The sequence below is a fragment of the Streptomyces meridianus genome (assembly GCF_023703325.1).
Classification (GTDB): Bacteria; Actinomycetota; Actinomycetes; order Streptomycetales; family Streptomycetaceae; genus Streptomyces; species Streptomyces meridianus.
Genome location: NZ_JAMQGM010000001.1, coordinates 308,533 through 332,706 on the forward strand (window position 1 = coordinate 308,533; position 24,174 = coordinate 332,706).

The window sequence follows — 24,174 nt, forward strand, 5'->3', positions numbered from 1 at the left end:
CGGTCACGCCTTCCCGCGCTCGAGGGCGTCGCGTACCGCGTCCTCGCTGCGCCCGACCACAGCTGTGCCGTCGTCCGCGGTGATGATCGGTCGTTGGATGAGACGTGGGTGCGCGGCCAGCGCCCCGATCCACCGGTCACGGTCCGCCGGCTCGCGGGACCAGTCGCCCAACCCCAGTTCCTTCGCCTCCGGCTCCTGGGTGCGGGCGATGTCCCACGGCTCCAGTCCGAGCCGCTTGAGGACGGCCCCGATCTCGTCCGCGCTCGGCGGGTCCTCCAGGTAGCGGCGGACCGTGTAGTCCGCGCCCTCCGCGTCGAGCAGATGCACGGCCGAGCGGCACTTCGAGCAAGCAGGGTTCACCCAGATCTCCATGCCGCGAAGATTAGCCAGCCGCGGCCCCTGCCGGAAGCGGCCCCCGGAGCGCAGGCAGGCCGCCTTTGCGGCGTTGCCGGCGGGAGATCGTGGGTCCGGCGGCGCCGGGGAGGTCGTCTGCCCGGTGCCTGGTCCGGGACAGGCCCTCGCCGCTGTGTCCTGCGGAACCGACGGTCAGGTCCGGGCGTCCGCAGCAGGGCCACTGCCGGCGGCGGGGCGGCCGGGGTGCTGCCTGCGGCTGCCGGGCGTGGGCGGATGGAAGACCGCGACCAGGGCCAGCGCAACCGCGCCGGCCAGTGCCCAGGCGGAAAGGATCAGCAGCGGGGTGGTGATGGCGTTGCCGTCGAAGTAGACGGTGTTCTGGATGGCGGGAAGGGCCGATCCGGCGGGAAGGGCCTTGCCGAGGTCGGCATACCACGGGGCGATCATGTGAGGGCCGAGTGTCGTGCCCGAGGAGGCCACACCGACGGGGATGAACAGCAGGAACACCAGCAGGTAGCCCAGGCCTCCGGCCCACCGCGCCGCAGCGGCGGCCGTCGCGGTGGCGGCGAACGCCAGCAGGGTGCCGATGCCGAACAGCCCCCAGGGGGCACCGGTCAGCGCCCCGATCGCCGGGTCGGCGAGCGCGGTGGCGACCGCGGCGACGAGCACCGCATAAGCGGCGATCGCGAGCAGCTGCCCGAACGGGTGCATGACCTTGCCGAAGCGTGTCACCAGCAGATTGGCGAAAACCAGGCTCGGTGCGAGCAGCGCGATCACGAAGAACACCTGCGACAGGCCCTGAGGATCGTTGGGAGGCAAGGGGCGGACGTTCTGCACGGCGAGTTGCATGCCGTCCGCGCGAGCAACGGCGGTTGCGTCGGCGACCGTGGCGTTCGTAGCCGCTGAACCGTTGGCGGTGGCCACCGCGAGCACGTGGCGGGGTGTCGCAGGCACCAGGGCGGCGTTCACTTCGCGCTCGAGGATTGCGTTACGTGCTGCCTGCACGGTCGGGTAGCTCCTGACGGTGTAACCGCCGGGGCGCTCCCGCTCCAGGCTGTCACTCAGGGCCGAGGCCTGCGTCCGGCTGCCCACCACTCCGATCGGCAGGGCTCTTGGGCCCGGAGCATGCAGGGCACCCATGAAAGAGGCGATGAACACAAGACTGATCAAGGTGGCCCCGACGGCGCCGGCGAAGGTGGCCAAGGTGCGACGCCGACGGGGGCGGCCCCGCGATGCCGGGCCCCCGCGGTTCGCTTCCGCCCCATCGCCGCCCTGCTCGCGTGCATCCTTGCCCGATGCTCCGGACGTCTCCGAGTCCGGGGGGACGCCGTTGTCGGGTGTGTCCGAATCGTTCATGATCCTTCCCGGTGCGCCTCAGGCTGCTGCTTTTCATCCCACACTCCTTGCGTGGATACCCCGTGCTTCAGCTCGGGGAGGAAACGCATCCTGCGATGACGCCGCCTGATGCACCGTGGTTCCCCGTGGTTGTCTGCATGATCCCCCTCGTACGGGCACGCGTAGGGCACGTGAACGGGTCGGCCCACGTGGTCAGTGGAGGATCTTCTCTTTGGCCTGCTGAAACTCGCTGTCAGTGATCTCGCCACGCGCCTTGAGGTCCGAGAGTTTGGTCAGCTCGTCCGCCCCGCTTGTTCCCCCGGTCCCTGCGGCGGCTCGGACCTGCGCGTCGGCCTCTTCTTGACTCCTCCGTGACCGAAGCTCTTCCCGCTTCGCCATCTCCGTTCCGCGCTTCGTCAAATACACGAAGACGCCGAGGAACGGGAGGACGATCACGAAGAGTAGCCAGCCGACCTTGGCTCCCCCGCTCAGATCGTGGTCACGGAAGATGTCGCCGATGACCCGGATCAGCAGCACCAGCCAGATGACCCAGAGGAAGATCCATACGGTCACCAGGAAGGCGCTGAGGAGCGGAAAGTCCCACGCCAGATTCACGTGATTGTTCATCTCGCCTCCACGTTGGCATGTACCGGTATGGCACATTTCCACCGTGCTTCACCGTCGGCGAATGTGCGACCGGGGGGCCGCTCGTCCCGGTGCGAAGCCCGCCTGCGTTCCTGAGATCTTGGTGGTCAGCGCACCCGGAACACTGCCAGGGCGGTCACCAGTGCCCCGCTTCCCTGTGGCTCCGGCGGCCGTGGCTGACACTGCGGCCGCCATCGGCACCGACCTGGCGCGACCCTGACGCCGGGCAGGTCTCCTTCGGGGAGTACGCGGCTGCCTGGATCGAGGAGCGCGGACTGACCACGCGGACCACCGAGCTGTACCGGTCGCTGCTGCGGCTCCACCTCGCCCCGACCTTCGGGGGAGTGGCTGTCGCCGACATCTCGCCCGCTGCGGTGCGTCGTTGACGAGCCGCTCGACTCGGTGCCGGTACCGGGGCATCCACCGTCGCCAAGGCGTACGCGCTGCTGCGGGCGGTACTCGCCACTGCGGTGGAAGACCAGATGATCCGGCGGAACCCCTGCCAGATCAAAGGCGCGAGCGCCACCCCGGTCCCCGAGCGCCGACAGCCACCGTGCACGAGGTGTTCGCCATCGCCGATGCCGTCCAGCCGCGTTACCGCGCCCTGGTGCTCATGGCGGGCTTCCTCGGCCTGCGATGGGGCGAGCTGATCGGCCTGCGCCGTCGGGACATCGACCTCGACCGGCGAGCCGTCCGCGTGCGCCAGGCCGTCGCCGAGCTGACCAACGGGCAGCGGGAGATCAAGGCTCCCAAGAGCGAAGCGGGCAAGCGAACCGTGTCCATCCCGGAGGCGATCCTCCCGGATCTGCGCGCGCACCTCGAGCACTTCGCCGAGCCGGGCTCGGAAGGCCGGGTGTTCATCGGCGGCAAGGGCGCTACCCCGCGCCGCAACCACTTCAACCGGCTCTGGCACCAGGCGTGCGAAAGGGCCGGCATCTCCGGCCTTCGCTTCCACGACCTCCGGCACACGGGCAACACCCTGGCGGCCTCGACCGGTGCCAGCACCTGTGAGCTGATGGCCAGGATGGGCCACAGCACGGCCAGGGCTGCGCTGATCTACCAGCACGCGAGCGCTGAACGGGACCGGCTGATCGCCGACTCGGTGAGTCAACTCGTGAGCCAGGCCAGGAAGGCTGCTGCGGCACCCCGCGAAGAGGTCTCGGCACAGGACTGGCACGTGGATGGCACGGGCGGCTGATCAAGCCTCTGGGAAGCACATCGGGCCAGGTCGAGGAAACATCCTCCGACCTGGCCCGATGCCGTGTGGAGCGGGCGACGGGAATCGAACCCGCGTAGCCAGTTTGGAAGACTGGGGCTCTACCATTGAGCTACGCCCGCGAGCGCGGCCGATCACGGCTGCGGCACGGCATGCATCGTAGCGGGTCGGGGGGCCTTCCCGCACGTTCGCTGTCCCGCACGGAACGCGACGGCTCTTGAGCGTACGGGCATGTACCCTACGTGTCGCACCTGCGGGGTGTGGCGCAGCTTGGTAGCGCGTCCGCTTTGGGAGCGGAAGGCCGTCGGTTCGAATCCGGCCACCCCGACCATGCAAGATCGCGTTGTGGGGCCCGTCGTGCTTGCGGTTACTATGCAAGCTGTGTGCCCGTGTGTCTCTCTGCCGGGCCCAATCCGCTGAGTGTCAGCGAAATCCCAGAAGTCAGCCCCAAGGAGACCGAACCGTGAAGAGCGCCGTGGAGAACCTGAACCCGACCCGGGTTCGGCTCACTGTCGAGGTGCCCTTCGAGGAGCTCAAGCCCAGCCTCGACGCGGCGTACAAGAAGATCAACCAGCAGGTCACGGTGGCGGGGTTCCGTAAGGGCAAGATCCCGGCCCGCGTCATCGACCAGCGGTTCGGCCGCGGGGCCGTGCTCGAAGAGGCCGTCAACGACGCGCTCCCGAAGTTCTACACCGAGGCCGTCAATGAGGGTGAGCTCAACCCGCTCGGTCAGCCCGAGGTCGACATCACCGAGCTGAAGGACGGCGAGCTGCTGGCCTTCACCGCCGAGGTCGACATCCGCCCCTCCATCGAGATCCCGGACTTCTCGGGCATCGAGGTCACCGTCGATCCGATCGAGGTCTCCGACGAGGAGGTCGACAAGGCCGTCGAGCAGCTTCGCGAGCGCTTCGCCTCGACGTCGCCGGTCGAGCGCGCCGCCGCCGAGGGCGACATCGTCACCGTCGACCTCGAGGCCAGCGTCGACGGCAAGGTCCTCGAGGACGGCGTCGCGCAGGGCATCGACTACACCGTCGGTTCCGGTGAGCTGCTCGAGGGCATCGACGAGGCCGTCACCGGTCTCGAGGCCGGCGGCACGGCCACCTTCACCTCCGAACTCAAGGGCGGCTCGGCGGAGGGCCGCGAGGCCGAGGTCAAGGTCGACGTCACGGCCGTCAAGTCGCGTGAACTGCCCGAGCTGGACGACGAGTTCGCCCAGCTGGCGAGCGAGTTCGACACCCTCGACGAGCTGCGCGCCGACAGCCGCAAGCGCCTCGAGCAGTCCAAGAAGTACGACCAGGCCACCCAGGCCCAGGAGAAGGTGCTCGACGCGCTTCTCGAGCTGGTCGAGGTCCCGATCCCCGAGAAGCTCCTCGAGGACGAGGTCCAGACCCGCAAGCACAACCTCGAGCACCACCAGCTCGGCCAGATGGGGCTCGACCTCGAGGGCTACCTCAAGATGCAGGACAAGTCCGCCGAGGACTTCGACGCAGAGCTGAAGGAGCAGGCCGAGAAGGGCATCAAGACCCAGTTCGTCCTCGACGAGCTCGTCAACAAGGAGAAGCTGTCCGTCGGCCAGGAGGAGCTCACCGAGCACCTCATGCGCCGTGCGCAGTCCTCCGGCATGAGCCCCGACCAGTTCGCCCAGGCCGTCGTCGAAGGCGGCCAGGTCCCGATGCTCGTCGGCGAGGTCGCCCGCGGCAAGGCGCTCGCGGTCGTCGTCGAGGCCGCCAAGGTCGTCGACAGCAACGGCGAGACCGTGGACCTCGACGACGAGGACGAGACCGCCGAGACCGTCCAGGCGTCGGACGCCGAGGACGCCGAGAGCGCCGAGGACAAGGCCGCCGAGGAGAAGTAGGCGGGGCCGAGTCCCCGGAGGCCTTCACCCGTACGGTGGGCCCGGACGCGCCGCACAGGCCGCGACAGCGGCAGGTGCCGCACCGGGCCCACCGGCATGTCCGGAGGGGCCCGAAGCCTGCGCTCACAGCGAACAGTTCTCCGTGCGGGATGGTGTTGTCCGACCTGCGCGTTAGGGTCCGTAGATACGAGGGCAGGGGAGTCGCCGCGGGGCGACGGAGAACCGTCGGTGGCAAACCGAACCCGTGCCCGAGAAGAAGACGCTGAGACGGCCCGTTGCCGTCAGAGACGAGCAGGTGGATACGTGACGAATCTGATGCCTTCCGCCGCCGGCGAGCCGTCCATCGGTGGTGGCCTCGGCGACCAGGTGTACAACCGGCTCCTCAACGAGCGCATCATCTTCCTCGGCCAGCAGGTCGACGACGACATCGCCAACAGGATCACGGCGCAGCTGCTCCTCCTTGCCGCCGACCCCGACAAGGACATCTACCTGTACATCAACAGCCCGGGCGGTTCGATCACCGCCGGCATGGCGATCTACGACACGATGCAGTACATCAAGAACGACGTGGTCACCATCGCGATGGGCCTCGCCGCTTCGATGGGCCAGTTCCTGCTGAGCGCCGGCACCCGCGGCAAGCGCTTCGCGCTGCCCAATGCCGAGATCCTGATCCACCAGCCCTCCGCCGGCCTGGCCGGCTCGGCCTCGGACATCAAGATCCACGCCGAGCAGCTGCTGCGCACCAAGAAGAAGATGGCGGACCTCACCGCCTTCCACACCGGCCAGACCGTCGAGCAGGTCACGCGCGACTCCGACCGCGACCGCTGGTTCTCCGCCGAGGAGGCCAAGGCGTACGGACTGGTCGACGAGGTCATGGCGTCCGCCATGGGCGTTCCGGGCGGAGGCGGCACCGGGGCCTGATCCCCGCGCCACCCCCAGGCGACCTTCCCCCGCCCGCCACCGCAGGCCGGGGCACTCCAGTCCACTGAACGCCACCAGGACGGTGACACCGACATGAACAACTTCCCCGGCAGCGGCCTCTACGAGGGCCCGGCGGCAGAGTCCCGCTACGTCGTCCCGCGCTTCGTGGAGCGCACCTCTCAGGGCGTGCGCGAGTACGACCCGTACGCGAAGCTCTTCGAGGAGCGCGTGATCTTCCTGGGCGTGCAGATCGACGACGCCTCCGCCAACGACGTCATGGCGCAGCTGCTGTGCCTGGAGTCGATGGACCCGGACCGCGACATCTCGATCTACATCAACTCGCCCGGCGGCTCGTTCACCGCGCTGACGGCCATCTACGACACGATGCAGTTCGTGAAGCCCGACATCCAGACGGTCTGCATGGGCCAGGCGGCTTCCGCGGCAGCCGTGCTGCTGGCCGCGGGAACGCCCGGCAAGCGGATGGCGCTGCCGAACGCCCGCGTGCTGATCCACCAGCCGTACAGCGAGACGGGCCGTGGCCAGGTCTCCGACCTGGAGATCGCGGCTCAGGAGATCCTTCGGATGCGCTCCCAGCTCGAGGACCTGCTGGCCAAGCACTCGACCACGCCGCTGGAGAAGATCCGCGACGACATCGAGCGCGACAAGATCCTCACGGCCGAGGAGTCCCTCGAGTACGGCCTGATCGACCAGATCGTCTCGACCCGCAAGAGTTCCACCGTGACCATGTGACGTTCCGACCCCCTTGGGCCGAGTCGGCCCAAGGGGGGCCCGAACCGGGGGCCGGGCAAGGTACCGTCGTATTGGGCCTGGGGCCTTCGCCGTTGACGGCAGCCGCTGCAGAAGGCAGCGACCGAGCGATGCGGCTCCCCCGGAAACCCAAGTCAGGCACCAGGGTTCGTCGAACAGGGCGGATCCCAGGCGAAGGGGAAGCACCTCGTGGCACGCATCGGTGACGGCGGCGACCTGCTCAAGTGCTCGTTCTGCGGGAAGAGCCAGAAGCAGGTGAAGAAGCTCATCGCAGGTCCCGGTGTCTACATCTGCGACGAATGCATCGACCTCTGCAACGAGATCATCGAGGAGGAGCTCGCGGAGAGCTCCGAGGTGCGGTGGGAGGAACTCCCCAAGCCCCGTGAGATCTCCGAGTTCCTCGAGGGGTACGTCGTCGGGCAGGAGGCCGCCAAGAAGGCGCTGTCCGTGGCGGTCTACAACCACTACAAGCGAGTGCAGGCCGGGGAGAACGGCCAAGGGCGCGAGGACGGCATCGAGTTGGCGAAGTCCAACATCCTGCTGCTCGGCCCCACGGGCTCCGGCAAGACACTGCTCGCGCAGACGCTCGCCCGGATGCTCAACGTCCCCTTCGCGATCGCCGACGCCACCGCGCTCACCGAGGCGGGCTACGTCGGCGAGGACGTCGAGAACATCCTGCTGAAGCTGATCCAGGCCGCCGACTACGACGTCAAGAAGGCCGAGACCGGCATCATCTACATCGACGAGATCGACAAGGTCGCCCGCAAGAGCGAGAACCCGTCGATCACGCGTGACGTCTCCGGCGAGGGCGTGCAGCAGGCGCTGCTGAAGATCCTCGAGGGCACCACCGCCTCGGTGCCTCCGCAGGGCGGACGCAAGCACCCGCACCAGGAGTTCATCCAGATCGACACGACGAACGTGCTGTTCATCGTCGGCGGTGCCTTCGCCGGGCTGGAGAAGCTCATCGAGGCCCGCGCCGGGGCGAAGGGCATCGGCTTCGGTGCCACGATCCGCTCCAAGCACGAGGTCGACTCCTCCGACCACTTCCGTGACGTCATGCCGGAGGACCTGGTCAAGTACGGCATGATCCCCGAGTTCATCGGCAGGCTGCCCGTCATCACCTCGGTGCACAACCTCGACCGCGAGGCCCTGCTGCAGATCCTCGTCGAGCCGCGCAACGCGCTCGTCAAGCAGTACCAGCGGCTCTTCGAACTCGATGGTGTGGAGCTGGACTTCGATCGGCCCGCGCTCGAGGCGATCGCCGACCAGGCGATTCTGCGCGGCACCGGCGCGCGGGGTCTGCGCGCCATCATGGAAGAGGTGCTGATGTCGGTGATGTACGAGGTGCCGTCCCGCAAGGACGTCGCACGCGTGGTCATCACCGAAGAGGTCGTGCACTCGAACGTCAACCCCACCCTGGTGCCGCGCGAGTCGCGGTCCATCGGTAAGGGTGAGCGCCACGAGAAGAGCGCATAGGACATCCGCGAAGGGGCGGGTCCGGGAGCTTCCCGGGCCCGCCCCTTCGGTGTCCGTGCCGGCTACTCCTTGACGCGCACGTCCTTGCGGAACTTCGCCGTCGTCTCCGCCCAGTCGCCGACCGACGGGGTCGAGATCTTGCCGTCCGTCGCCGCCTTGGGAGTCGGGGAGTACATCACGAGAGCTGCGGTGCTCGAGTCGCCCCAGACGCAGAAGGGCGTCTTGAAGACCTCCATGTCCAGCTCACCGCACTTCATGACGTCGCCGTCGAACCCCGCGGGTTTCTGAGCCGTGACCCTGGTGTCCTTGAACGGTCCGCCGGCGATGATCTGGTCCACCGCCGCTGATGGGTCCGTCACGTCGCCGTAGGCTCCGCCGAACGACAACTGGGCCTTGTCGTTGGTGTAGACGGCCGAGACGGAGGTGGCGTCGCTGATGCCGGTGTCGTCCCCGGACTGGGACTTGGGCATCTTCTCGCTCTGCTCCTGGTTCTTGCTGAACTCCCCGCCCATGACCTTGGCCGGGGTGGTGAGCGTGTAGCCGTCCCCGTTCCCGCCCGCGCCGCCGCCTCCGCTGAACCAGACCACGGTGCCGACGATCACGAGCAGGAACACCGCGGCCGCGGCTATGCCGATGGTCCTGCCGCTGCTGCTGCGCTCCGCGGGGGCGTCCCACTCCGCCTGTTCCTGTCCGTACGGGCTGTGCTGCTCACCGTAGGGGTCCTGCTGCGGTGGCGGTGGCGGTTGTTGCTGCTGCGGGTAGCCGTACGCCGTTTCCTGCTGCGGGTAGCCGTAGCCGTAGCCGGGCTGCTGCGGAGGCGGCTGCTGGGGGTAGCCGTAGCCCGGCTGTTCGGGCGGTGGCTGTTGCGGGTAGCCGTAGCCGGGCTGTCCCTGCTGCTGTCCGTAAGGATCCGCCTGCGGGTCGCCGTACGGGTCGTAGTGGGGCTGCTGCGGCTGACCGCCGTACGGTCCGGGCTGCTGGTAACCGTCCCCGTACGGGTCGTAGTGCGGTTGCTGCGGCTGACCGCCGTACGGCCCGGGCTCGTTGTGGCTCATGGGGATCCTCTCGGGTTGGCTACTGCTCGATCTCGACGCGGGCGTCGGTACGGACCTTTGCGGCGGTCCCGGCAGTATCCGACAGCTTCACGTTCCCGGTCACGGCCGCGAGCGGGTCGACCACCAGGACCGCGCCGACGGTGCTCGCATCACCCCAGACGCACACGGGCATGTCCACCGTCGAGGGGCCGCCGCTGCCCGCAGGAGCCCGGACCCGGAACTTCTGGCACTTCATGACCGCGTCGTCATCGAGCCCCTCCGGCGTCAGCGTCTCGGGGCTTCCCACCGGGGTGGTGTCCTGACCGGCGAGCGACTCGGCCAGCACCAGGAAGGTGGCGTCCACGACCTGTTCCGGCTTCCCGACCCGCCCCGAGACACCGGTCAGCATCAGCTTCCGCTCGCCCGGGGCGCGGTACTGCGCCGCCACGGGCCGGGGATCGGCCACCCCGGGAAGCTGCTCCAGCGCCTTCCGGTCGGCAGCGTTCAGCTCAGGGCCTGATTCACCCGGACCCTCGCGGTCGAACACCGCGGCCACCCGGGCCGGGGTCGTGAGTTCGTACCGCTCGTCGCCCGCGCCACCGAAGAGAACGACCCCTCCGACAACGGACGCCACCAGCACGGCGGCGCCGACGGCGAGACCGATCGTCCGGCCCTTCCCGCCACCGCCCTGAGGCGCCCGCGGCATCCCGTACGGCGGCCCGGCAGGTTGTCCCTGCGGCGGGTACGGGCCGTGCGGTGCGTAGGCGCCCGGTGACGCGTAGGGGTTCGGCTGGGGGAGGCCGTCGCCCGGTCGGGGCGGCCCGGCGGCTCCACCGGCAGGGTGGTGCGGCGGCCCGAACCCCGGCCCGCCGGCGGCGGCGTACGGCCCCTGTCCCCCTCCCGGCGGTGGCGGCGGCTGGTTGTGGCTCATGAAGTCCCCTCGTCACGCGCTGCGTCGGGCACATCCTCCCGGACGTCATGTCTGTACATCGCCGTGGGGCGGCAACAGATTCGAAACGGTTACGCCCGCCCCGCCCCGCGCCGCCCGTCACGGGAAACCGGTTCGTGGCCGCTCCGACCGCGCCCGTACACTGACCGTCGTGACCGACAACACCCAGCGCCCCGCCACCGGGGGCATCAGTGCGCCCGAGAATCTGCCGACCCAGTACGCCCCGGCCGAGGTGGAAGGGCAGTTGTACGAGCGCTGGGTGGAGCGCGGCTACTTCGCCGCGGACGCCAAGAGCGACAAAGAGCCCTACACGATCGTCATCCCGCCGCCCAACGTCACCGGCTCGCTCCACCTCGGCCACGCCTTCGAGCACACGCTGATCGACGCCCTCACCCGCCGCAAGCGCATGCAGGGTCACGAGACGCTGTGGCAGCCCGGCATGGACCACGCGGGAATCGCCACCCAGAATGTCGTCGAGCGCGAGCTCGCCAAGGAGGGCAAGTCCCGCCACGACCTGGGCCGGGAGGCGTTCACCGAGCGCGTCTGGCAGTGGAAGGCCGAGTCCGGCGGACAGATCTCCGGCCAGATGCGGCGCCTCGGTGACGGTGTCGACTGGTCGCGCGAGCGCTTCACCATGGACGAGGGACTCTCCCGGGCCGTCCAGACGATCTTCAAGAAGCTCTACGAGGACGAGCTGATCTACCGCGCCGAGCGCATCATCAACTGGTGCCCGCGCTGCCTGACCGCCATCTCCGACATCGAGGTGGAGTACCAGGACGACGACGGCGAACTCGTCTCCATCCGTTACGGCGAGGGCGACAGCTCCATCGTCGTCGCGACCACCCGCGCCGAGACGATGCTCGGTGACACAGCCGTCGCGGTCCACCCCGACGACGACCGCTACCGCCACCTGGTCGGTACCGAGATCGAACTGCCGCTGACCGGTCGCCGGATCCCGGTCGTCGCGGACGAGCACGTCGATCCCGAGTTCGGCACCGGCGCCGTCAAGGTGACTCCCGCGCACGACCCCAACGACTTCGAGATCGGCCGCCGGCACGGCCTGCCGAACCTCGCGGTCATGGACGAGCACGCCGTCATCACCGCGCACGGACCGTTCCAGGGCCTGGACAGGCTCGAGGCACGCAGCGCCATCGTCGGCGCCCTGCGCGCCGAGGGCCGGATCGTGGCGGAGAAGCGCCCCTACAGCCACTCCGTCGGTCACTGTTCGCGCTGCAAGACCACCATCGAACCGCGGCTGTCCATGCAGTGGTGGGTCAAGGTCGGCCCGCTCGCGAAGGCTGCCGGCGACGCGGTCCGCGACGGCAGCGTCACCATCCACCCCAAGGAGATGGAGTCCCGCTACTTCGGCTGGATGGACAACATGCACGACTGGTGCATCTCGCGCCAGCTGTGGTGGGGCCACCGCATCCCGATCTGGTACGGCCCGGACGGCGAGGTCGTCTGCGTCGGTCCGGACGAGGAACCGCCGAGCGGCGAGGGCTGGCACCAGGACGGCGACGTCCTCGACACCTGGTTCTCCTCGGGCCTGTGGCCCTTCTCCACGCTCGGCTGGCCCGAACGCACCGAGAGCCTCGAGAAGTTCTATCCGAACTCCGTCCTGGTCACCGGCTACGACATCCTCTTCTTCTGGGTCGCCCGGATGATGATGTTCGGCCTGTACGCGATGGACGGCACTCCGCCGTTCCGCACCATCGCGCTGCACGGCATGGTCCGCGACCAGTTCGGCAAGAAGATGTCGAAGTCCTTCGGCAACGCGGTCAACCCGCTGGACTGGATGGACACCTACGGCTCGGACGCCGTCCGGTTCACCCTGACCCGCGGCGCCAACCCCGGTGTCGACGTCCCGATCGGCGAGGACTGGGTCCAGGCCTCCCGCAACTTCGCCAACAAGATCTGGAACGCCACCCGGTTCGCGATGATGAACGGCGCGACCGTGGAGGGCGAACTCCCGCCCGCGGCCGAGTTGTCGGCCGCCGACCGGTGGATCCTGTCCCGGCTGAACAGCGTCGTCGCCGAGGTCGACGCGTACTACGAGGACTACCAGTTCTCGAAGCTCAGTGAGACCCTGTTCCACTTCGCCTGGGACGAGATCTTCGACTGGTACGTCGAGCTGTCCAAGACCACCTTCGCCAAGGGCGGGCCCGCGGCCGACGCCTCGCGCCGGGTCCTCGGCGAGGTCCTGGACGTCACGCTGCGCCTGCTGCATCCCGTCGTCCCGTTCGTCACCGAGACGCTGTGGACCACGCTCACCGGCCGTGAGTCCGTCGTCATCGCCGACTGGCCGGCCGCTGTGCTGGTTCCTGGTGCCGACGCACCGAACGGCTTCAGCGACCGGGCGGCCGAGCAGGAGATCGGGACCGTCCAGCAGGTCGTCACCGAGGTCCGCCGGTTCCGCGCCGACCAGGGCCTCCAGCCAGGGCAGAAGGTCCCGGCCCGGCTCGACCTGACCGACACCCCGCTCGCCGCGCACGAGGACGCCATCCGGCAGCTGCTGCGCCTTCAGCCGGAGGGCGACCGCTTTGCGGCCACCGCCACCCTGCCGATCGCCGGGGCCACGGTCGCCCTCGACCTCTCGGGCGTGATCGACGTCGAGGCCGAGCGCAAACGGCTCGCCAAGGACCTCGCCGCGGCCGAGAAGGAGAAGGCCCAGACCACTGCGAAGCTCGGCAACGAGGCGTTCCTTGCCAAGGCGCCGGAGCCGGTGAAGGAGAAGATCCGCACCCGGCAGGCCACCGCCGAGGCCGACATCGAGCGCATCACGGCGCAGCTGGCAGCCCTGCCGCAGCGCTGACCCGCAGCGCACCGACGTGATCGGGGCCCTGCCGTCCGTCTCATCGGGCGGCAGGGCCCTCGTCGCGGACGGCCGCGGGGCGCTCGGGCGGTCCGTGCCGACCCCGACCGGCGCGCTCCGTAGACTGAAGGGGTGAGTGAGCGCCCCCAGCACGATGAACCCGACAATCCCGGTGGAACCGACCCCTTCGACGAGATCGTCGAGGCCGAGACCGAGCGCGATCCCGACCTGGCCGTGATCGAGGCGGGCAGCCGGACGCTGCGCGCCCAGGCCGGCCCGCCGCAGGGCGACGGGATCCCGGCCCGTCCGCAGGACCCGGAGACCGACCGGGCGCTGCGCGAGGTCGAGGCGGAGCTGGCGGGGCGCTGGCCGGAGACCAAGCTCGACCCGTCACTGGTCCGCATCGAGGCGCTGATGGACGTCCTCGGCGATCCGCAGCGCGCCTACCCGTCGATCCACATCACCGGCACCAACGGCAAGACCAGCACCGCGCGCATGATCGAGGCGCTGCTCACCGCGTTCGAGCTGCGGGCCGGGCGGTACACCAGCCCGCATGTCCAGTCGGTGACCGAGCGCATCAGCATCGACGGCACGCCCGTCGCGGCCGAGCGGTTCATCGAGACGTATCAGGACCTCCGTCCGTACATCGACATGGTCGACGCCTCGCAGGAACACCGGCTGTCCTTCTTCGAGGTCCTCACCGGAATGGCGTACGCGGCCTTCGCGGACGCCCCGGTGGACGTGGCGGTCGTCGAGGTCGGCATGGGCGGCACCTGGGACGCCACCAACGTGATCGACGGGCAAGTGGCCGTCATCACCCCCATCGACGTGGACCACGCCGACCGGCTCGGCTCCACGCCCCGCGAGATCGCGACCGAGAAGGCCGGCGTCGTGAAGCAGGGGGCGACCGTGGTGCTGGCCCAGCAGCCGGTTGACGCCGCGCAGGTGCTGCTGAAGAGGGCCGTCGAAGTCGACGCGACCGTGGCCCGTGCGGGCATGGAGTTCGGTGTGCAGAGCCGTGAGCCGGCCGTCGGCGGCCAGCTGCTGACATTGCGCGGCCTGGGCGGTGAGTACCCGGACGTCTTTCTTCCGCTGCACGGCGCGCACATGGCGCACAACGCGGCAGTGGCGCTGGCGGCCGTCGAGGCGTTCTTCGGTATCGGTACCGACCACGCGCGCACCCTGGAGCCCGAGACCGTGCGTGCCGCCTTCGCCTCGGTGGTGTCGCCGGGGCGTCTCGAGGTCGTCCGCAAGAGCCCGACCGTCGTCCTGGACGCCGCCCACAATCCCGCCGGCGCGCGGGCCGCGGCTGGGGCTGTCACCGAGGCGTTCGGCTTCAGCCGGCTGGTCGGTGTGGTGGGCACCAGCGGCGACAAGGACGTCCGAGGTCTCCTCGAGGCGTTCGAGCCGGTCTTCGCCGACCTGGTGGTGACCCGCAACTCCAGTCACCGCGGCATGGACGTGGACGAGTTGGCCGCGATCGCCGTCGAGGTCTTCGGCCAGGACCGGGTGCAGGTCGAACCGCGGCTCGACGACGCGCTCGAAGCGGCGATCACGCTCGCCGAGGAGGAGGACGAATACTCCGGCGCGGGCGTGCTCGTGACCGGTTCGGTGATCACGGTCGGCGAGGCCCGGCTGCTGCTCGGGAGGTCGTGAGATGCGGACACTGTGTGCGAGCACCCTCATCGGTGAGTTCTTCGTCATCGGGTTCGCGGGGCTGGTCGCCATGCAGACGTCGGAGCTGTCCGCCGGCGTCGTGTGGACGGTGAGCGGCGTGGTGATGCTGCTGTGCCTGCTGCTGTGCGGCGTGCTGAGCCGGCCGGGCGCGGTGACGATCGGCTGGGTGCTCCAGGCGGGTCTGGTCGCGAGCGGCTTCATCGTGCCCACGATGTTCTTCCTCGGCGTGTGCTTCGGCGCCCTGTGGTGGGCGTCGGTCCACTTCGGCCGCAAGGTGGACGAGGCCAAGGCCCGGTTCGCCGAGCAGGCCGCCGAGGCTGACGCTGCGTGACGAGCGGCGGAGTCGTCCCTGTAGCCTCTGACCACCGTCCGCGGACGAATTCCTCCGGGGAGCGATCAGGATGCCCCCGAGCCGTACCTCCAAGGAGTCAACCCAGTGAGCCAGCGCACCCTCGTCCTTCTCAAGCCCGATGCCGTCCGACGCGGCCTGATCGGTGAGGTCGTCGGCCGTGTCGAAAGGAAGGCGGGCTGGCGCATCACCGCTCTGGAGTTGCGGACGCTGGACCGTGCGGTGCTGGAGCAGCACTATGCCGAACACGTGGGCAAGCCGTTCTACGAGCCGCTGGTCGAGTTCATGTCCTCCGGCCCGGTCGTCGCGATGGTCGTGGAGGGTGAGCGCGTCATCGAGGGTGTGCGCACGCTGGCCGGGCCGACTGACCCGATTGCAGCAACTCCCGGAAGTATTCGCGGAGATTTCGGCACCATTGTCCGCGAGAACCTCATTCACGCCTCGGACTCCGAGGAGTCCGCGGAGCGAGAGCTGAAGATTTTTTTCCCGGCCTTTGCCTGACAGCCCGTCATCTCAACGGGCGGTATGACCTGGGGTGATCGAAGAAATTCGGTCGCCCTCTGGCATATGTAGCCCGAATGGGGGAACGTATTCCCCCGACACGACGTCACCATTACTGAGGCAGGGTCGTGTTCCACTGACAATGGCTGAGGAACCCTCGCGCCGCGCTCGCCTCCGAGCGGGTCTACGATGATGCTTCCACGCCCACAGCGCTCACCCTGCCTACCTCAAGCAAAGCCATCACCGCTCCAGCTGGGAAGGCCAGACGTATCCTCATGGGGAACAACATGTCGTTCATCGGCCGTGACATGGCTGTCGACCTCGGCACCGCCAACACGCTGGTGTACGTCAGGGGTCGCGGGATCGTCCTCAACGAGCCGTCCGTCGTCGCCATCAACACGAACACCGGTGGCATCCTCGCGGTCGGGGCCGAGGCCAAGAAGATGATCGGCCGCACCCCTGGCAACATCGTCGCGGTCCGCCCGCTGAAGGACGGCGTCATCGCCGACTTCGAGATCACCGAGCGGATGCTGCGCTACTTCATCCTGAAGATCCACAAGCGCCGCTACCTGGCCCGCCCCAGGGTCGTTGTCTGTGTGCCCTCCGGAATCACGGGAGTCGAGCGCCGCGCGGTCATCGAGGCGTCCACCCAGGCGGGCGCCCGGCAGGTCCACATCATCGAGGAGCCCATGGCCGCGGCCATCGGCTCCGGCCTTCCCGTGCACGAGGCCACCGGCAACATGGTGGTCGACATCGGCGGCGGTACCACCGAGGTCGCGGTCATCTCGCTCGGCGGCATCGTCACCGCCCAGTCGATCCGGGTCGCCGGCGACGAACTCGACAACGCGATCATCCAGCACATCAAGAAGGAGTACAGCCTCCTCCTCGGTGAGCGGACCGCCGAGAGCATCAAGATGACCATCGGCTCGGCGTTCGATCTCGGCGAGGAGGAGCACACCGAGATCCGTGGACGCGACCTGGTCAGCGGGCTGCCGAAGACCGTCGTCATCTCCGCCGCCGAGGTGCGCAAGGCCATCGAGGAACCGGTGAACGCGATCATCGACGCGGTCAAGACCACCCTCGACAAGTGCCCGCCCGAGCTCTCCGGCGACGTCATGGACCGGGGCATCGTGCTCACCGGCGGCGGCGCTCTGCTGCGCGGCCTCGACGAGCGACTGCGCAGCGAGACCGGTATGCCGATCCACATCGCCGAGGACCCGCTCGACTCCGTCGCGCTCGGTTCCGGCAAGTGCGTCGAGGAGTTCGAAGCGCTCCAGCAGGTGCTGGACGCCCAGCCCCGCAGATGACAATCGGGTGAAATGCCCCCCGCACCGCGGTGGGGAGCCCTGCTGCACGGGTAGCTCTACGCCCGTGCGGCGGGTCGTCCGCTCGTCGTGGACACATGTGTGCGGGGTCGGTTCGAACCCCGATGCCCGCGAGTAGAGCGACCCTGATGATCCGGTGCGGCCCCGGCCGTCCGGCCCGACGAGGAAGGCACGGCCGCCGCACGTGAGGGACACACGAGAGAGCCGGCTGCTCCTGGTGCTGCTGATCGCCATCGCGTTCGCATTGATCACGGTGGACATTCGCGGTGGTGAGGATTCACCCCTCGATGGCGCCAGACGGGCAGCGGCCTCTGTCTTCGGCCCGGTCGAGAACGGCGTGGCCACCGCCGTCGGCCCCGTGGGCAACGCCATCAGCGCGGTGCGCGAGTCCGGTGACCGCCACACCCGCGTCAGCCGGCTCGAACAGGAGAACGCAGCCCTGAAGACCAGGCTCGGCAGCGACGCCCGCAACCGCAGCCGGGTGGCCGAGCTCGACAAGATGCTCAAGCTCGCCGGCCGTGGTCAGTACGGCATCAAGGGCGCCGAGGTCATCGCCATAGGAGCAGCCCAGGGCTTCTCCTGGACCGTCACCATCGACGCGGGCAGCAACGACGGTATCGCCCGCGACATGACCGTCGTCAACGGCGACGGTCTGGTCGGACGGGTCACCACCGTCGGCCCGTCCACGTCGACGATCCTGCTCGCGAGCGACCCCGACTTCACCGTCGGCACCCGCATGGAGCACTCCGGGGAACTGGGCTTCGCCACCGGACAGGGCGACCGCCCGATGCGCGTCCAGCTCCTCAACGGCAAGGCCAGGGTGAAGAAGGGCGACCGGATGGTGACCTTCGGCTCCCGGGCCGACAAGCCGTTCGTCCCCGGCGTTCCCGTCGGTGAGATCGTCCGCGTCGACCGGTCGACGGGAGACCTCACCCGCACCGTGCACATCCGCCCCTTCGTCGGCTTCAGCAAGCTCGACATCGTCGGGGTCGTCGTCCAGCCACCGCGCAAGAACCCTCGCGACATGGTGCTGCCGCCCCCGGTGAAGGCCAAACCCACGCCGACCGTCACCGTCACGGCCTCCCCGTCGGCCCGGGGTGACGAGGAGGCCGCGGAGGGAGCCGAGGGCGGCGTGGACGCCCGGAACGAGGACGACGCCGGCGTCGCGGCGGAAGACGGTGCGGCCCCCACACCGAGCCCGAGCAGGAGCTGATCATGCGAGTCAACCGGATCCTGCTGTCGACCGCCCTCGTGGCCGTCGCCCTCGTCGTGCAGGTGTGCATCCTCGCGCGGCTCCACCTGCCCGGCGCGGTCCCCGATCTGATGCTGCTCGTCATCATCGCGCTCGCTCTCGTCTGGGGCCACGTGGCCGGAGCCCTGGTCGGGTTCTGCGCGGGCCTGCTCACCGACCTGGCTCCGCCTGCCGACCACGCGATGGGCCGCTACGCGCTCGTCCTGTGCTTCATCGGGTACCTCGCCGGCCTCGCCAGGCCCGACAAGGGGCGGGTCCAGTCCGCCACCGTCCCGTTGCTGGTGGTCTGCGGCGCTGCCGCCGGATCCACGTTCCTGTCGGTCGGCGTCGCCGCGCTCGTCGGTGAGACGCACGAAGGCCAGACCGGCCTCGGAAGCCTGGTGCTGACCGCTCTGATCTACGACCTGCTCCTCGCGCCCTTCACCGTGCCGCTGATCATGACCCTGGCCCGGCGCATCGACAACGACCCGCTGGCCGACAGCTCCGGCACCGGCACCGGCACGGAGCGCCCGACGGCAAGCCTGATGACGAGCGGCGGCATGCGCCTCAAGAAGGGCCGGATCGGCAGCGCACGCACGGGCCTGCTGACACGTCCTGCCAAGCCCAGGATCCGCACGGCGCGCATCAAGGGGGTCAAACGGCTGTGAGCAACATCCCCGAGACGGGCCGGAGCTCCCGCGTCACCATCCGGCTCGTCGCCATCCAGGTCCTGGTGTTCTCCCTGCTGGCCACTCTCGGCGGCCGGCTCTGGTACCTCCAGATCCGCAACGGCGACGAGTACAGCGCCGAAGCCGCCGGAAACCATGTCCAGCAGGTCGTCCAGCCCGCTGTCCGCGGATCCATCCTCGACGCCCGCGGCGTGCCGCTCGCCGACAACGAGACCCGCCTCGTCGTCTCGGCCAGCCGCACCGAGCTGATGAAGATGAAGGACGATGGGGAGGCCGTGCTCGCACGTCTCGCCGAGGTCCTCGACATGACCCCGGAAGAGGTGGCGGAGAAGGTCCGCCTCTGCGACTCCAAGACCCCGCAGCCCTGCTGGAACGGCTCGCCCTACCAGCCCATCCCGGTCACCGACGAGGCCACCACCCAGCAGGCCCTCCAGATCCGTGAGCGCGCCGAGGAGTTCCCCGGCATCACCGCCGAGCCGACTGCGGTACGCCGCTACCCGGCACCCGACAAGGCCCGCACCTCACAGGTCCTCGGATACCTCTCACCCGTCACCGACGAAGAGATCAAGAAGGCCGAGAACAGCCGCTCACCGCTGCTGCGTTCCGACCAGATCGGCCGCTCCGGTCTGGAACGCGCCTACGACGACGCGCTCCGCGGCAAGGCCGGCGTCACCCGGTACGAGGTCGACAAGCTCGGCCGTGTGATGGGCGAGCAGCGCAACGACAAGTCCGAGGCCGGCTCCAGCGTCATCACCAGCATCGACTCCCGCGTCCAGGCCGTCGCGGAGAAGGAGCTGGAGAAGGCGATGAAGGAAGCCCGCAAGCAGATGGACCGCAACACCAACCGCCTCTACGAGGCGGATGCGGGCGCCGTCGTCGTCATGGAGGCCAAGACCGGCCGGGTGGTCGCGATGGCGTCCAACCCGGATTACGACCCCAACGCGTGGGTCGGCGGAATCTCGGGCAAGGACTACGCCCGGATGACCGACAAGAAGTCCAACTACCCGCTGTTGAACCGGGCGATCCAGGGCCAGGCGGCACCCGGCTCGATCTTCAAGGTCGTCTCCACGGCCGCCGCGCTCCAGGCCGGGTACGACTTCGACGGCCGCTACAACTGCGGCAGTTCGTACAGCATCGGCAACCAGGTCTTCAAGAACTTCGAGTCGCAGAACCACGGGCCCATCTCCCTGGGCCGCGCGCTCGAGGTCTCCTGTGACACGGTCTTCTACGCGCTCGGCCACGAGCAGTGGCGCAAGGACGGCGGACTCACTCCCCACAAGGACGCCAAGAACTGGTTCTACCGGACTGCCCACCAGTTCGGCCTGGGCGCCGAGACCGGCATCGACCTCCCCAACGAGGTCACCGGCCGAGTCCCCGACCGGAAGTGGAAGAAGGACTTCTGGAAGGCCAACAAGGACAACTGGTGCAAGATCGCCAAGAAGTGGCCGGAGAAGAAGGACTACGTCACGCAGCTCTCCCGCGAGAACTGCCTCGAAGGCATGAAGCTGCACGCCTTCGACTCGGTCAACTACTCGATCGGACAGGGTGACACCCTCGTCACCCCCATCCAGATGGCGGCCATCTACGGCGCCATCAGCAACGGCGGCACCCTCTACAACCCCACGGTCGGCAAGGCGATCGTCAGTCCCGACGGCAAGCGCGTCGAGCGGATCGAGCCCAAGTCCCACGCCAAGCTGCCGATCAGCAAGGCCAACCTCGCCAAGATGGACAAGGCGCTCGAGGGCGTCGCCACGCGGGGCACCGCCGCCTGGCGGTTCGGCGGCTGGCCCCAGGACAAGATCGCGATGCACGCCAAGACGGGTACCGCAGAGGTCTACGGCAAACAGACCACGTCCTGGTTCGCGACCTACACCAAGGACTACGCGATCGTCATGACGATCTCCCAGGGTGGTACGGGATCCGGCGCCTCGGGCCCTGCCGTGCGCAACATCTACAACGCGCTGTACGGCGTGGGCGGCAAGGGCGGCATCAACAAGAAGAAGGCCCTCCTGTACAAGCCGCAGGACGAGCTGCCGAAAATCGGCAAGGACGGCACCATCGAATCCCCCGAACCGCCCAAGAAGCCCGTCAAGGTCGGACGGAGGAGCGAGTGACGTCCCAGCGCTTCTTCATCCGCCGCTACACCCCTGAGCTCGGCGCCTGGGCCCGTCTCACCGCCCGTGACTCCCTGGTCCGCCGCCTGGACTGGATCCTGCTCGGCGCCTGCCTGATGCTGTCGGTGATCGGCACGCTGCTGGTCTGGTCGGCGACCCGGAACCGGACCGAGCTCAACTCCGGTGACACCTACGCCTATCTGCTCAAGCACCTGATCAACATCGGCATCGGTGTGGCCCTGATGGTCGGTACGGTCTGGCTCGGCCACCGCACACTGCGAACGGCCGTCCCGTTCCTGTACGGCCTGTCCGTGCTGCTCGTCACCCTGGTCCTCACCCCGCTCGGCGCCACCATCAACGGCGCCCACGCCTGGATCAAGGCCGGCGGCCTCTCGCTGCAGCCGTCCGAGTTCTGCAAGATCACGATCATCCTGGGCATGGCGATGCTGCTCGCAGCTCGTGTCGACGCGGGGGACCGGCTGCACCCGGACCACCGCACCGTCATGCAGGCCCTGGGCATGGCGGTGCTGCCGATGGCGATCACCATGCTGATGCCGGACCTCGGCTCGGTGATGGTGATGGCCGTCATCGTTCTCGGTGTGCTGCTGGCCTCCGGGGCGTCCAACCGCTGGGTGATCGGGCTCTGCACCACCGGCGCCGTCGGTGCTGTCATGGTGTGGCAGCTGGGCGTGCTGGACGAGTACCAGATCAACCGGTTCGCGGCCTTCGCCAACCCCGAACTCGACCCGGCCGGCGTCGGATACAACACCAACCAGGCACGCATTGCCATCGGTTCCGGCGGACTGCTCGGCAAGGGCCTCTTCCACGGCTCCCAGACCACCGGCCAGTTCGTGCCCGAGCAGCAGACCGACTTCATCTTCACCGTCGCGGGCGAGGAGCTCGGGTTTCTCGGCGCCGGCCTGATCATCCTGCTCCTGGGCATCGTCATGTGGCGGTGCTGCCGGATCGCCCGGGACACCACGGAGCTGTACGGCACGATCGTCGCCGCCGGCATCACCGCCTGGTTCGCCTTCCAGGCCTTCGAGAACATCGGAATGACGCTGGGCATCATGCCCGTCGCGGGCCTTCCGCTGCCGTTCGTCAGCTACGGCGGCACATCGATGTTCGCCGTCTGGATCGCGATCGGGCTCCTGCTGTCCATCCGCATCCAGCGGCCCGTCTCCGCCTGACGTCACGGCGGCGTCCCGGGCCCGGGACGGCCGTGTGTCGTGCGCGCAGGTTTCGCCGCCCTGTCCGGACGGTGCGAGGGCGACTACATTCGGCATCATGGCCGACAAAGTGCGAGAGATCGAACGAAAGTACGATTCCTCGGGCGGAGATCTTCCCGACCTGCGGGACATCGCCGGGGTGGCGACGGTCGCGGACGAGGGCGTCCACGCCCTCGACGCCACCTACTACGACACCCCCGACGAACGCCTGGCGACCGCAGGGATCACCCTGCGCCGGCGCACCGGCGGCGACGACGAGGGCTGGCACCTCAAACTGCCCGCCGACGCCGCAGCGAACGGCGACGCGCGGGACGAGATCCACGCCCCCCTCTCCGACGAGGTGCCGCGCCGCCTGGCTTCGCTGGTCCGCGTACACACCCGCGACCGGGACCTGGTTCCCGTCATGCGACTGCGCACCGAGCGCCGCATCCGCCGGCTCCACGACGCCGACGGCGCTGTCCTCGCCGACGTCGCCGTCGACCGGGTCGAGGCGCAACGGCTGCACGGCGGCGACTCCGCCACGACCTGGGCGGAGACCGAGGTGGAGCTCGCCGGCGCGACCCCTCCCGCATTCCTCGACGGTGTGGAACGGCATCTGCTGGCCGCCGGACTGGTCCGGGCGGACGTCCCCTCGAAGCTGGCGCGCGCCCTGGAACGCACCCGGCCCCGCACCGAACGTGCCGGGAAGACCCGGGCCGCTGCCCGGCGCAAGCCGGTGACGGCCGGCGACCACGTCCTGGCCTACGTGCGTGCGCAGGCGGACGAGATCGTCCGGCTGGATCCCGCGGTGCGCCTCGAAGCCCCCGACTCGGTGCACCGGATGCGCGTCGCCTGCCGCCGGCTGCGCAGCGCCCTGCGGACCTACCGCAACGTCCTCGACCGGGCCGCAACCGACCCTGTCATCACCGAACTGTCCTGGCTGGCAGGAGAGTTGGGTCTGGACCGGGACCGCGAGGTGCTCAGTGCACGCCTGCACGAGGAACTGAACGCCCTGCCACACGAACTGCTGATCGGCTCTCCGCGGGGACAGCTGCGCACCTGGGACAACGCTCAGCATGCCGACACCCGCCGGCACGTCAACCGGGTCCTTGACGCAGACCGCTACCTCGCACTGCTCGGAACCCTCGACACTCTGCTCGACGACCCTCCGCTGCTGCCCGCCGCCTCCCGCAAGCCGCGCGGCGTCATGCGCAAGGCGGTGCTGCGCGACCTCGACCGGCTCACGGTCCGGATCGACCGCGCGCTGGGCCTCCCGCCGGGAGAGGAGCGTGACCTGGCTCTGCACGAGGCCCGCAAGGCCGCCAAGCGCACCCGTTACGGAGCGGAGGCGGCCCGGCCGGTCCTGGGGAAGCCGGCCCGGCGGATGGTGAAGCGGATGAAGTCGCTCCAGACCGTGCTCGGCGATCACCAGGATTCCGTTGTCGCCCGTGAGGCCCTGCTCGGTCTCGCGGCCCGCACTCACTCGTCCGGTGAGAACGCCTTCACGTTCGGTGTCCTGTACGGGCGCGAGGAGCAGCGCGCCGCCGCCCGGGAGGCCGAGCTCGGGAAGGTGTGGCGGGAGGTCGCGGGAAGAAAGCTGCGGGCCGGCCTCGGTGGCTGAGGCGTGCACGCACGCCGTGGGCGGAGCCGTCCGGCGGCTTGCGCCGTTCGCGGTACGCTGGGTGGTCCCCCAGTCAGCTCATGAGAGACATCGC

At 69.1% G+C, this 24,174-nt stretch carries 21 protein-coding genes and 2 tRNA genes; 17 read left to right on the forward strand and 6 right to left on the reverse strand.

All coding sequences use genetic code 11. The features are described from left to right. Positions 1 to 3: 3 nt before the first annotated feature. From M1E25_RS01305 to M1E25_RS01315, 3 genes are all read right to left on the reverse strand, one after another. Complete coding sequence (locus M1E25_RS01305) at positions 4 to 372, reverse strand: arsenate reductase family protein (protein WP_251408026.1); 369 nt, start codon at positions 370 to 372, stop codon at positions 4 to 6. 174 nt (positions 373 to 546) lie between these two features. Beyond that, positions 547 to 1,359 carry a hypothetical protein gene (locus tag M1E25_RS01310; protein WP_251408029.1) on the reverse strand — a complete coding sequence of 271 codons (813 nt, stop codon included), beginning with the start codon at positions 1,357 to 1,359 and terminating at the stop codon, positions 547 to 549. A gap of 543 nt (positions 1,360 to 1,902) precedes the next feature. Continuing rightward, positions 1,903 to 2,316, reverse strand: coding sequence for an SHOCT domain-containing protein (locus M1E25_RS01315; protein WP_251408031.1), 414 nt, complete (start codon positions 2,314 to 2,316; stop codon positions 1,903 to 1,905). An 89-nt stretch (positions 2,317 to 2,405) separates the two neighbouring features. On the opposite strand from M1E25_RS01315, the gene M1E25_RS01320 reads away from it, so the two are divergent. Both M1E25_RS01320 and M1E25_RS01325 read left to right on the forward strand, forming a co-directional pair. After that, positions 2,406 to 2,720, forward strand: coding sequence for a hypothetical protein (locus M1E25_RS01320; RefSeq protein WP_251408034.1), 315 nt, complete (start codon positions 2,406 to 2,408; stop codon positions 2,718 to 2,720). A gap of 176 nt (positions 2,721 to 2,896) precedes the next feature. After that, positions 2,897 to 3,532: a site-specific integrase gene (locus M1E25_RS01325; RefSeq protein ID WP_251408037.1), complete on the forward strand. Its 636-nt coding sequence runs from the start codon at positions 2,897 to 2,899 to the stop codon at positions 3,530 to 3,532. A 66-nt stretch (positions 3,533 to 3,598) separates the two neighbouring features. Here M1E25_RS01325 and M1E25_RS01330 read toward each other — a convergent pair. Further along, positions 3,599 to 3,672: transfer RNA gene (locus tag M1E25_RS01330), tRNA-Gly, on the reverse strand. A 132-nt stretch (positions 3,673 to 3,804) separates the two neighbouring features. On the opposite strand from M1E25_RS01330, the gene M1E25_RS01335 reads away from it, so the two are divergent. The 5 genes from M1E25_RS01335 to clpX all read left to right on the forward strand — a co-directional run bounded on the left by M1E25_RS01335 (position 3,805) and on the right by clpX (position 8,570). Beyond that, positions 3,805 to 3,881, forward strand: a tRNA-Pro gene (locus M1E25_RS01335). A 132-nt stretch (positions 3,882 to 4,013) separates the two neighbouring features. Further along, a complete protein-coding gene (gene tig / locus M1E25_RS01340; RefSeq protein WP_251408040.1) occupies positions 4,014 to 5,405 on the forward strand; it encodes a trigger factor in 1,392 nt (463 codons plus the stop codon). Positions 5,406 to 5,720: 315 nt separating this feature from the next. Then, on the forward strand, positions 5,721 to 6,326 hold the full coding sequence (locus M1E25_RS01345) for an ATP-dependent Clp protease proteolytic subunit (RefSeq protein ID WP_251408264.1): 606 nt from the start codon (positions 5,721 to 5,723) through the stop codon (positions 6,324 to 6,326). A 93-nt stretch (positions 6,327 to 6,419) separates the two neighbouring features. Beyond that, entirely contained in the window at positions 6,420 to 7,076 is a 657-nt protein-coding gene (locus M1E25_RS01350; protein WP_251408043.1) for an ATP-dependent Clp protease proteolytic subunit, read from the forward strand. Positions 7,077 to 7,283: 207 nt separating this feature from the next. Then, positions 7,284 to 8,570 carry an ATP-dependent Clp protease ATP-binding subunit ClpX gene (gene clpX, locus M1E25_RS01355; protein ID WP_251408046.1) on the forward strand — a complete coding sequence of 429 codons (1,287 nt, stop codon included), beginning with the start codon at positions 7,284 to 7,286 and terminating at the stop codon, positions 8,568 to 8,570. 62 nt (positions 8,571 to 8,632) lie between these two features. On the opposite strand, the gene M1E25_RS01360 is transcribed toward clpX, so the two are convergent. Both M1E25_RS01360 and M1E25_RS01365 read right to left on the reverse strand, forming a co-directional pair. Continuing rightward, positions 8,633 to 9,625, reverse strand: a complete 993-nt coding sequence (locus M1E25_RS01360; protein ID WP_251408048.1) for a hypothetical protein — start codon at positions 9,623 to 9,625, stop codon at positions 8,633 to 8,635. 19 nt (positions 9,626 to 9,644) lie between these two features. Then, positions 9,645 to 10,535 (reverse strand): hypothetical protein, encoded by an 891-nt coding sequence (locus tag M1E25_RS01365; protein ID WP_251408053.1) that lies wholly within the window; start codon positions 10,533 to 10,535, stop codon positions 9,645 to 9,647. Positions 10,536 to 10,704: 169 nt separating this feature from the next. Here M1E25_RS01365 and M1E25_RS01370 point away from each other — a divergent pair, with 169 nt between their 5' ends. From M1E25_RS01370 to M1E25_RS01415, 10 genes are all read left to right on the forward strand, one after another. Beyond that, on the forward strand, positions 10,705 to 13,365 hold the full coding sequence (locus M1E25_RS01370) for a valine--tRNA ligase (RefSeq protein WP_251408056.1): 2,661 nt from the start codon (positions 10,705 to 10,707) through the stop codon (positions 13,363 to 13,365). 132 nt (positions 13,366 to 13,497) lie between these two features. Further along, the gene (gene folC / locus M1E25_RS01375; protein ID WP_251408059.1) at positions 13,498 to 15,021 is read left to right on the forward strand and encodes a bifunctional tetrahydrofolate synthase/dihydrofolate synthase; all 1,524 of its coding nucleotides are present in this window, start codon (positions 13,498 to 13,500) and stop codon (positions 15,019 to 15,021) included. Between the two features lies 1 nt (position 15,022). Further along, complete coding sequence (locus M1E25_RS01380) at positions 15,023 to 15,373, forward strand: DUF4233 domain-containing protein (protein ID WP_251408062.1); 351 nt, start codon at positions 15,023 to 15,025, stop codon at positions 15,371 to 15,373. Positions 15,374 to 15,478: 105 nt separating this feature from the next. Further along, positions 15,479 to 15,892 carry a nucleoside-diphosphate kinase gene (gene ndk, locus M1E25_RS01385; RefSeq protein ID WP_251408065.1) on the forward strand — a complete coding sequence of 138 codons (414 nt, stop codon included), beginning with the start codon at positions 15,479 to 15,481 and terminating at the stop codon, positions 15,890 to 15,892. A gap of 287 nt (positions 15,893 to 16,179) precedes the next feature. Continuing rightward, positions 16,180 to 17,199: a rod shape-determining protein gene (locus M1E25_RS01390; protein ID WP_251408267.1), complete on the forward strand. Its 1,020-nt coding sequence runs from the start codon at positions 16,180 to 16,182 to the stop codon at positions 17,197 to 17,199. 202 nt (positions 17,200 to 17,401) lie between these two features. Then, positions 17,402 to 18,430 carry a rod shape-determining protein MreC gene (gene mreC / locus M1E25_RS01395; RefSeq protein ID WP_251408068.1) on the forward strand — a complete coding sequence of 343 codons (1,029 nt, stop codon included), beginning with the start codon at positions 17,402 to 17,404 and terminating at the stop codon, positions 18,428 to 18,430. Between the two features lie 2 nt (positions 18,431 to 18,432). Beyond that, positions 18,433 to 19,116, forward strand: a complete 684-nt coding sequence (gene mreD, locus M1E25_RS01400) for a rod shape-determining protein MreD (RefSeq protein WP_251408072.1) — start codon at positions 18,433 to 18,435, stop codon at positions 19,114 to 19,116. Continuing rightward, complete coding sequence (gene mrdA / locus M1E25_RS01405; RefSeq protein ID WP_251408075.1) at positions 19,113 to 21,251, forward strand: penicillin-binding protein 2; 2,139 nt, start codon at positions 19,113 to 19,115, stop codon at positions 21,249 to 21,251. The genes mreD and mrdA overlap by 4 nt, the downstream gene beginning before the upstream one ends. Further along, on the forward strand, positions 21,248 to 22,441 hold the full coding sequence (rodA, locus tag M1E25_RS01410) for a rod shape-determining protein RodA (protein ID WP_251408078.1): 1,194 nt from the start codon (positions 21,248 to 21,250) through the stop codon (positions 22,439 to 22,441). The genes mrdA and rodA overlap by 4 nt, the downstream gene beginning before the upstream one ends. Positions 22,442 to 22,538: 97 nt before the next feature. Beyond that, positions 22,539 to 24,080, forward strand: a complete 1,542-nt coding sequence (locus M1E25_RS01415) for a CYTH and CHAD domain-containing protein (RefSeq protein WP_251408081.1) — start codon at positions 22,539 to 22,541, stop codon at positions 24,078 to 24,080. Positions 24,081 to 24,174: the final 94 nt, after the last annotated feature.

Excerpts from the sequence above, each read along its gene's own strand:
- M1E25_RS01305 (WP_251408026.1), bottom strand. The coding sequence starts at position 372 with ATGGAGATCTGGGTGAACCCTGCTTGCTCGAAGTGCCGCTCGGCCGTG.
- M1E25_RS01390 (WP_251408267.1), top strand. The coding sequence starts at position 16,180 with ATGTCGTTCATCGGCCGTGACATGGCTGTCGACCTCGGCACCGCCAAC.
- mreD (WP_251408072.1), top strand. The coding sequence starts at position 18,433 with ATGCGAGTCAACCGGATCCTGCTGTCGACCGCCCTCGTGGCCGTCGCC.
- M1E25_RS01350 (WP_251408043.1), top strand. The coding sequence starts at position 6,420 with ATGAACAACTTCCCCGGCAGCGGCCTCTACGAGGGCCCGGCGGCAGAG.
- M1E25_RS01365 (WP_251408053.1), bottom strand. The coding sequence starts at position 10,535 with ATGAGCCACAACCAGCCGCCGCCACCGCCGGGAGGGGGACAGGGGCCG.
- M1E25_RS01380 (WP_251408062.1), top strand. The coding sequence starts at position 15,023 with ATGCGGACACTGTGTGCGAGCACCCTCATCGGTGAGTTCTTCGTCATC.
- M1E25_RS01415 (WP_251408081.1), top strand. The coding sequence starts at position 22,539 with ATGGCCGACAAAGTGCGAGAGATCGAACGAAAGTACGATTCCTCGGGC.
- M1E25_RS01360 (WP_251408048.1), bottom strand. The coding sequence starts at position 9,625 with ATGAGCCACAACGAGCCCGGGCCGTACGGCGGTCAGCCGCAGCAACCG.
- M1E25_RS01315 (WP_251408031.1), bottom strand. The coding sequence starts at position 2,316 with ATGAACAATCACGTGAATCTGGCGTGGGACTTTCCGCTCCTCAGCGCC.
- M1E25_RS01345 (WP_251408264.1), top strand. The coding sequence starts at position 5,721 with ATGCCTTCCGCCGCCGGCGAGCCGTCCATCGGTGGTGGCCTCGGCGAC.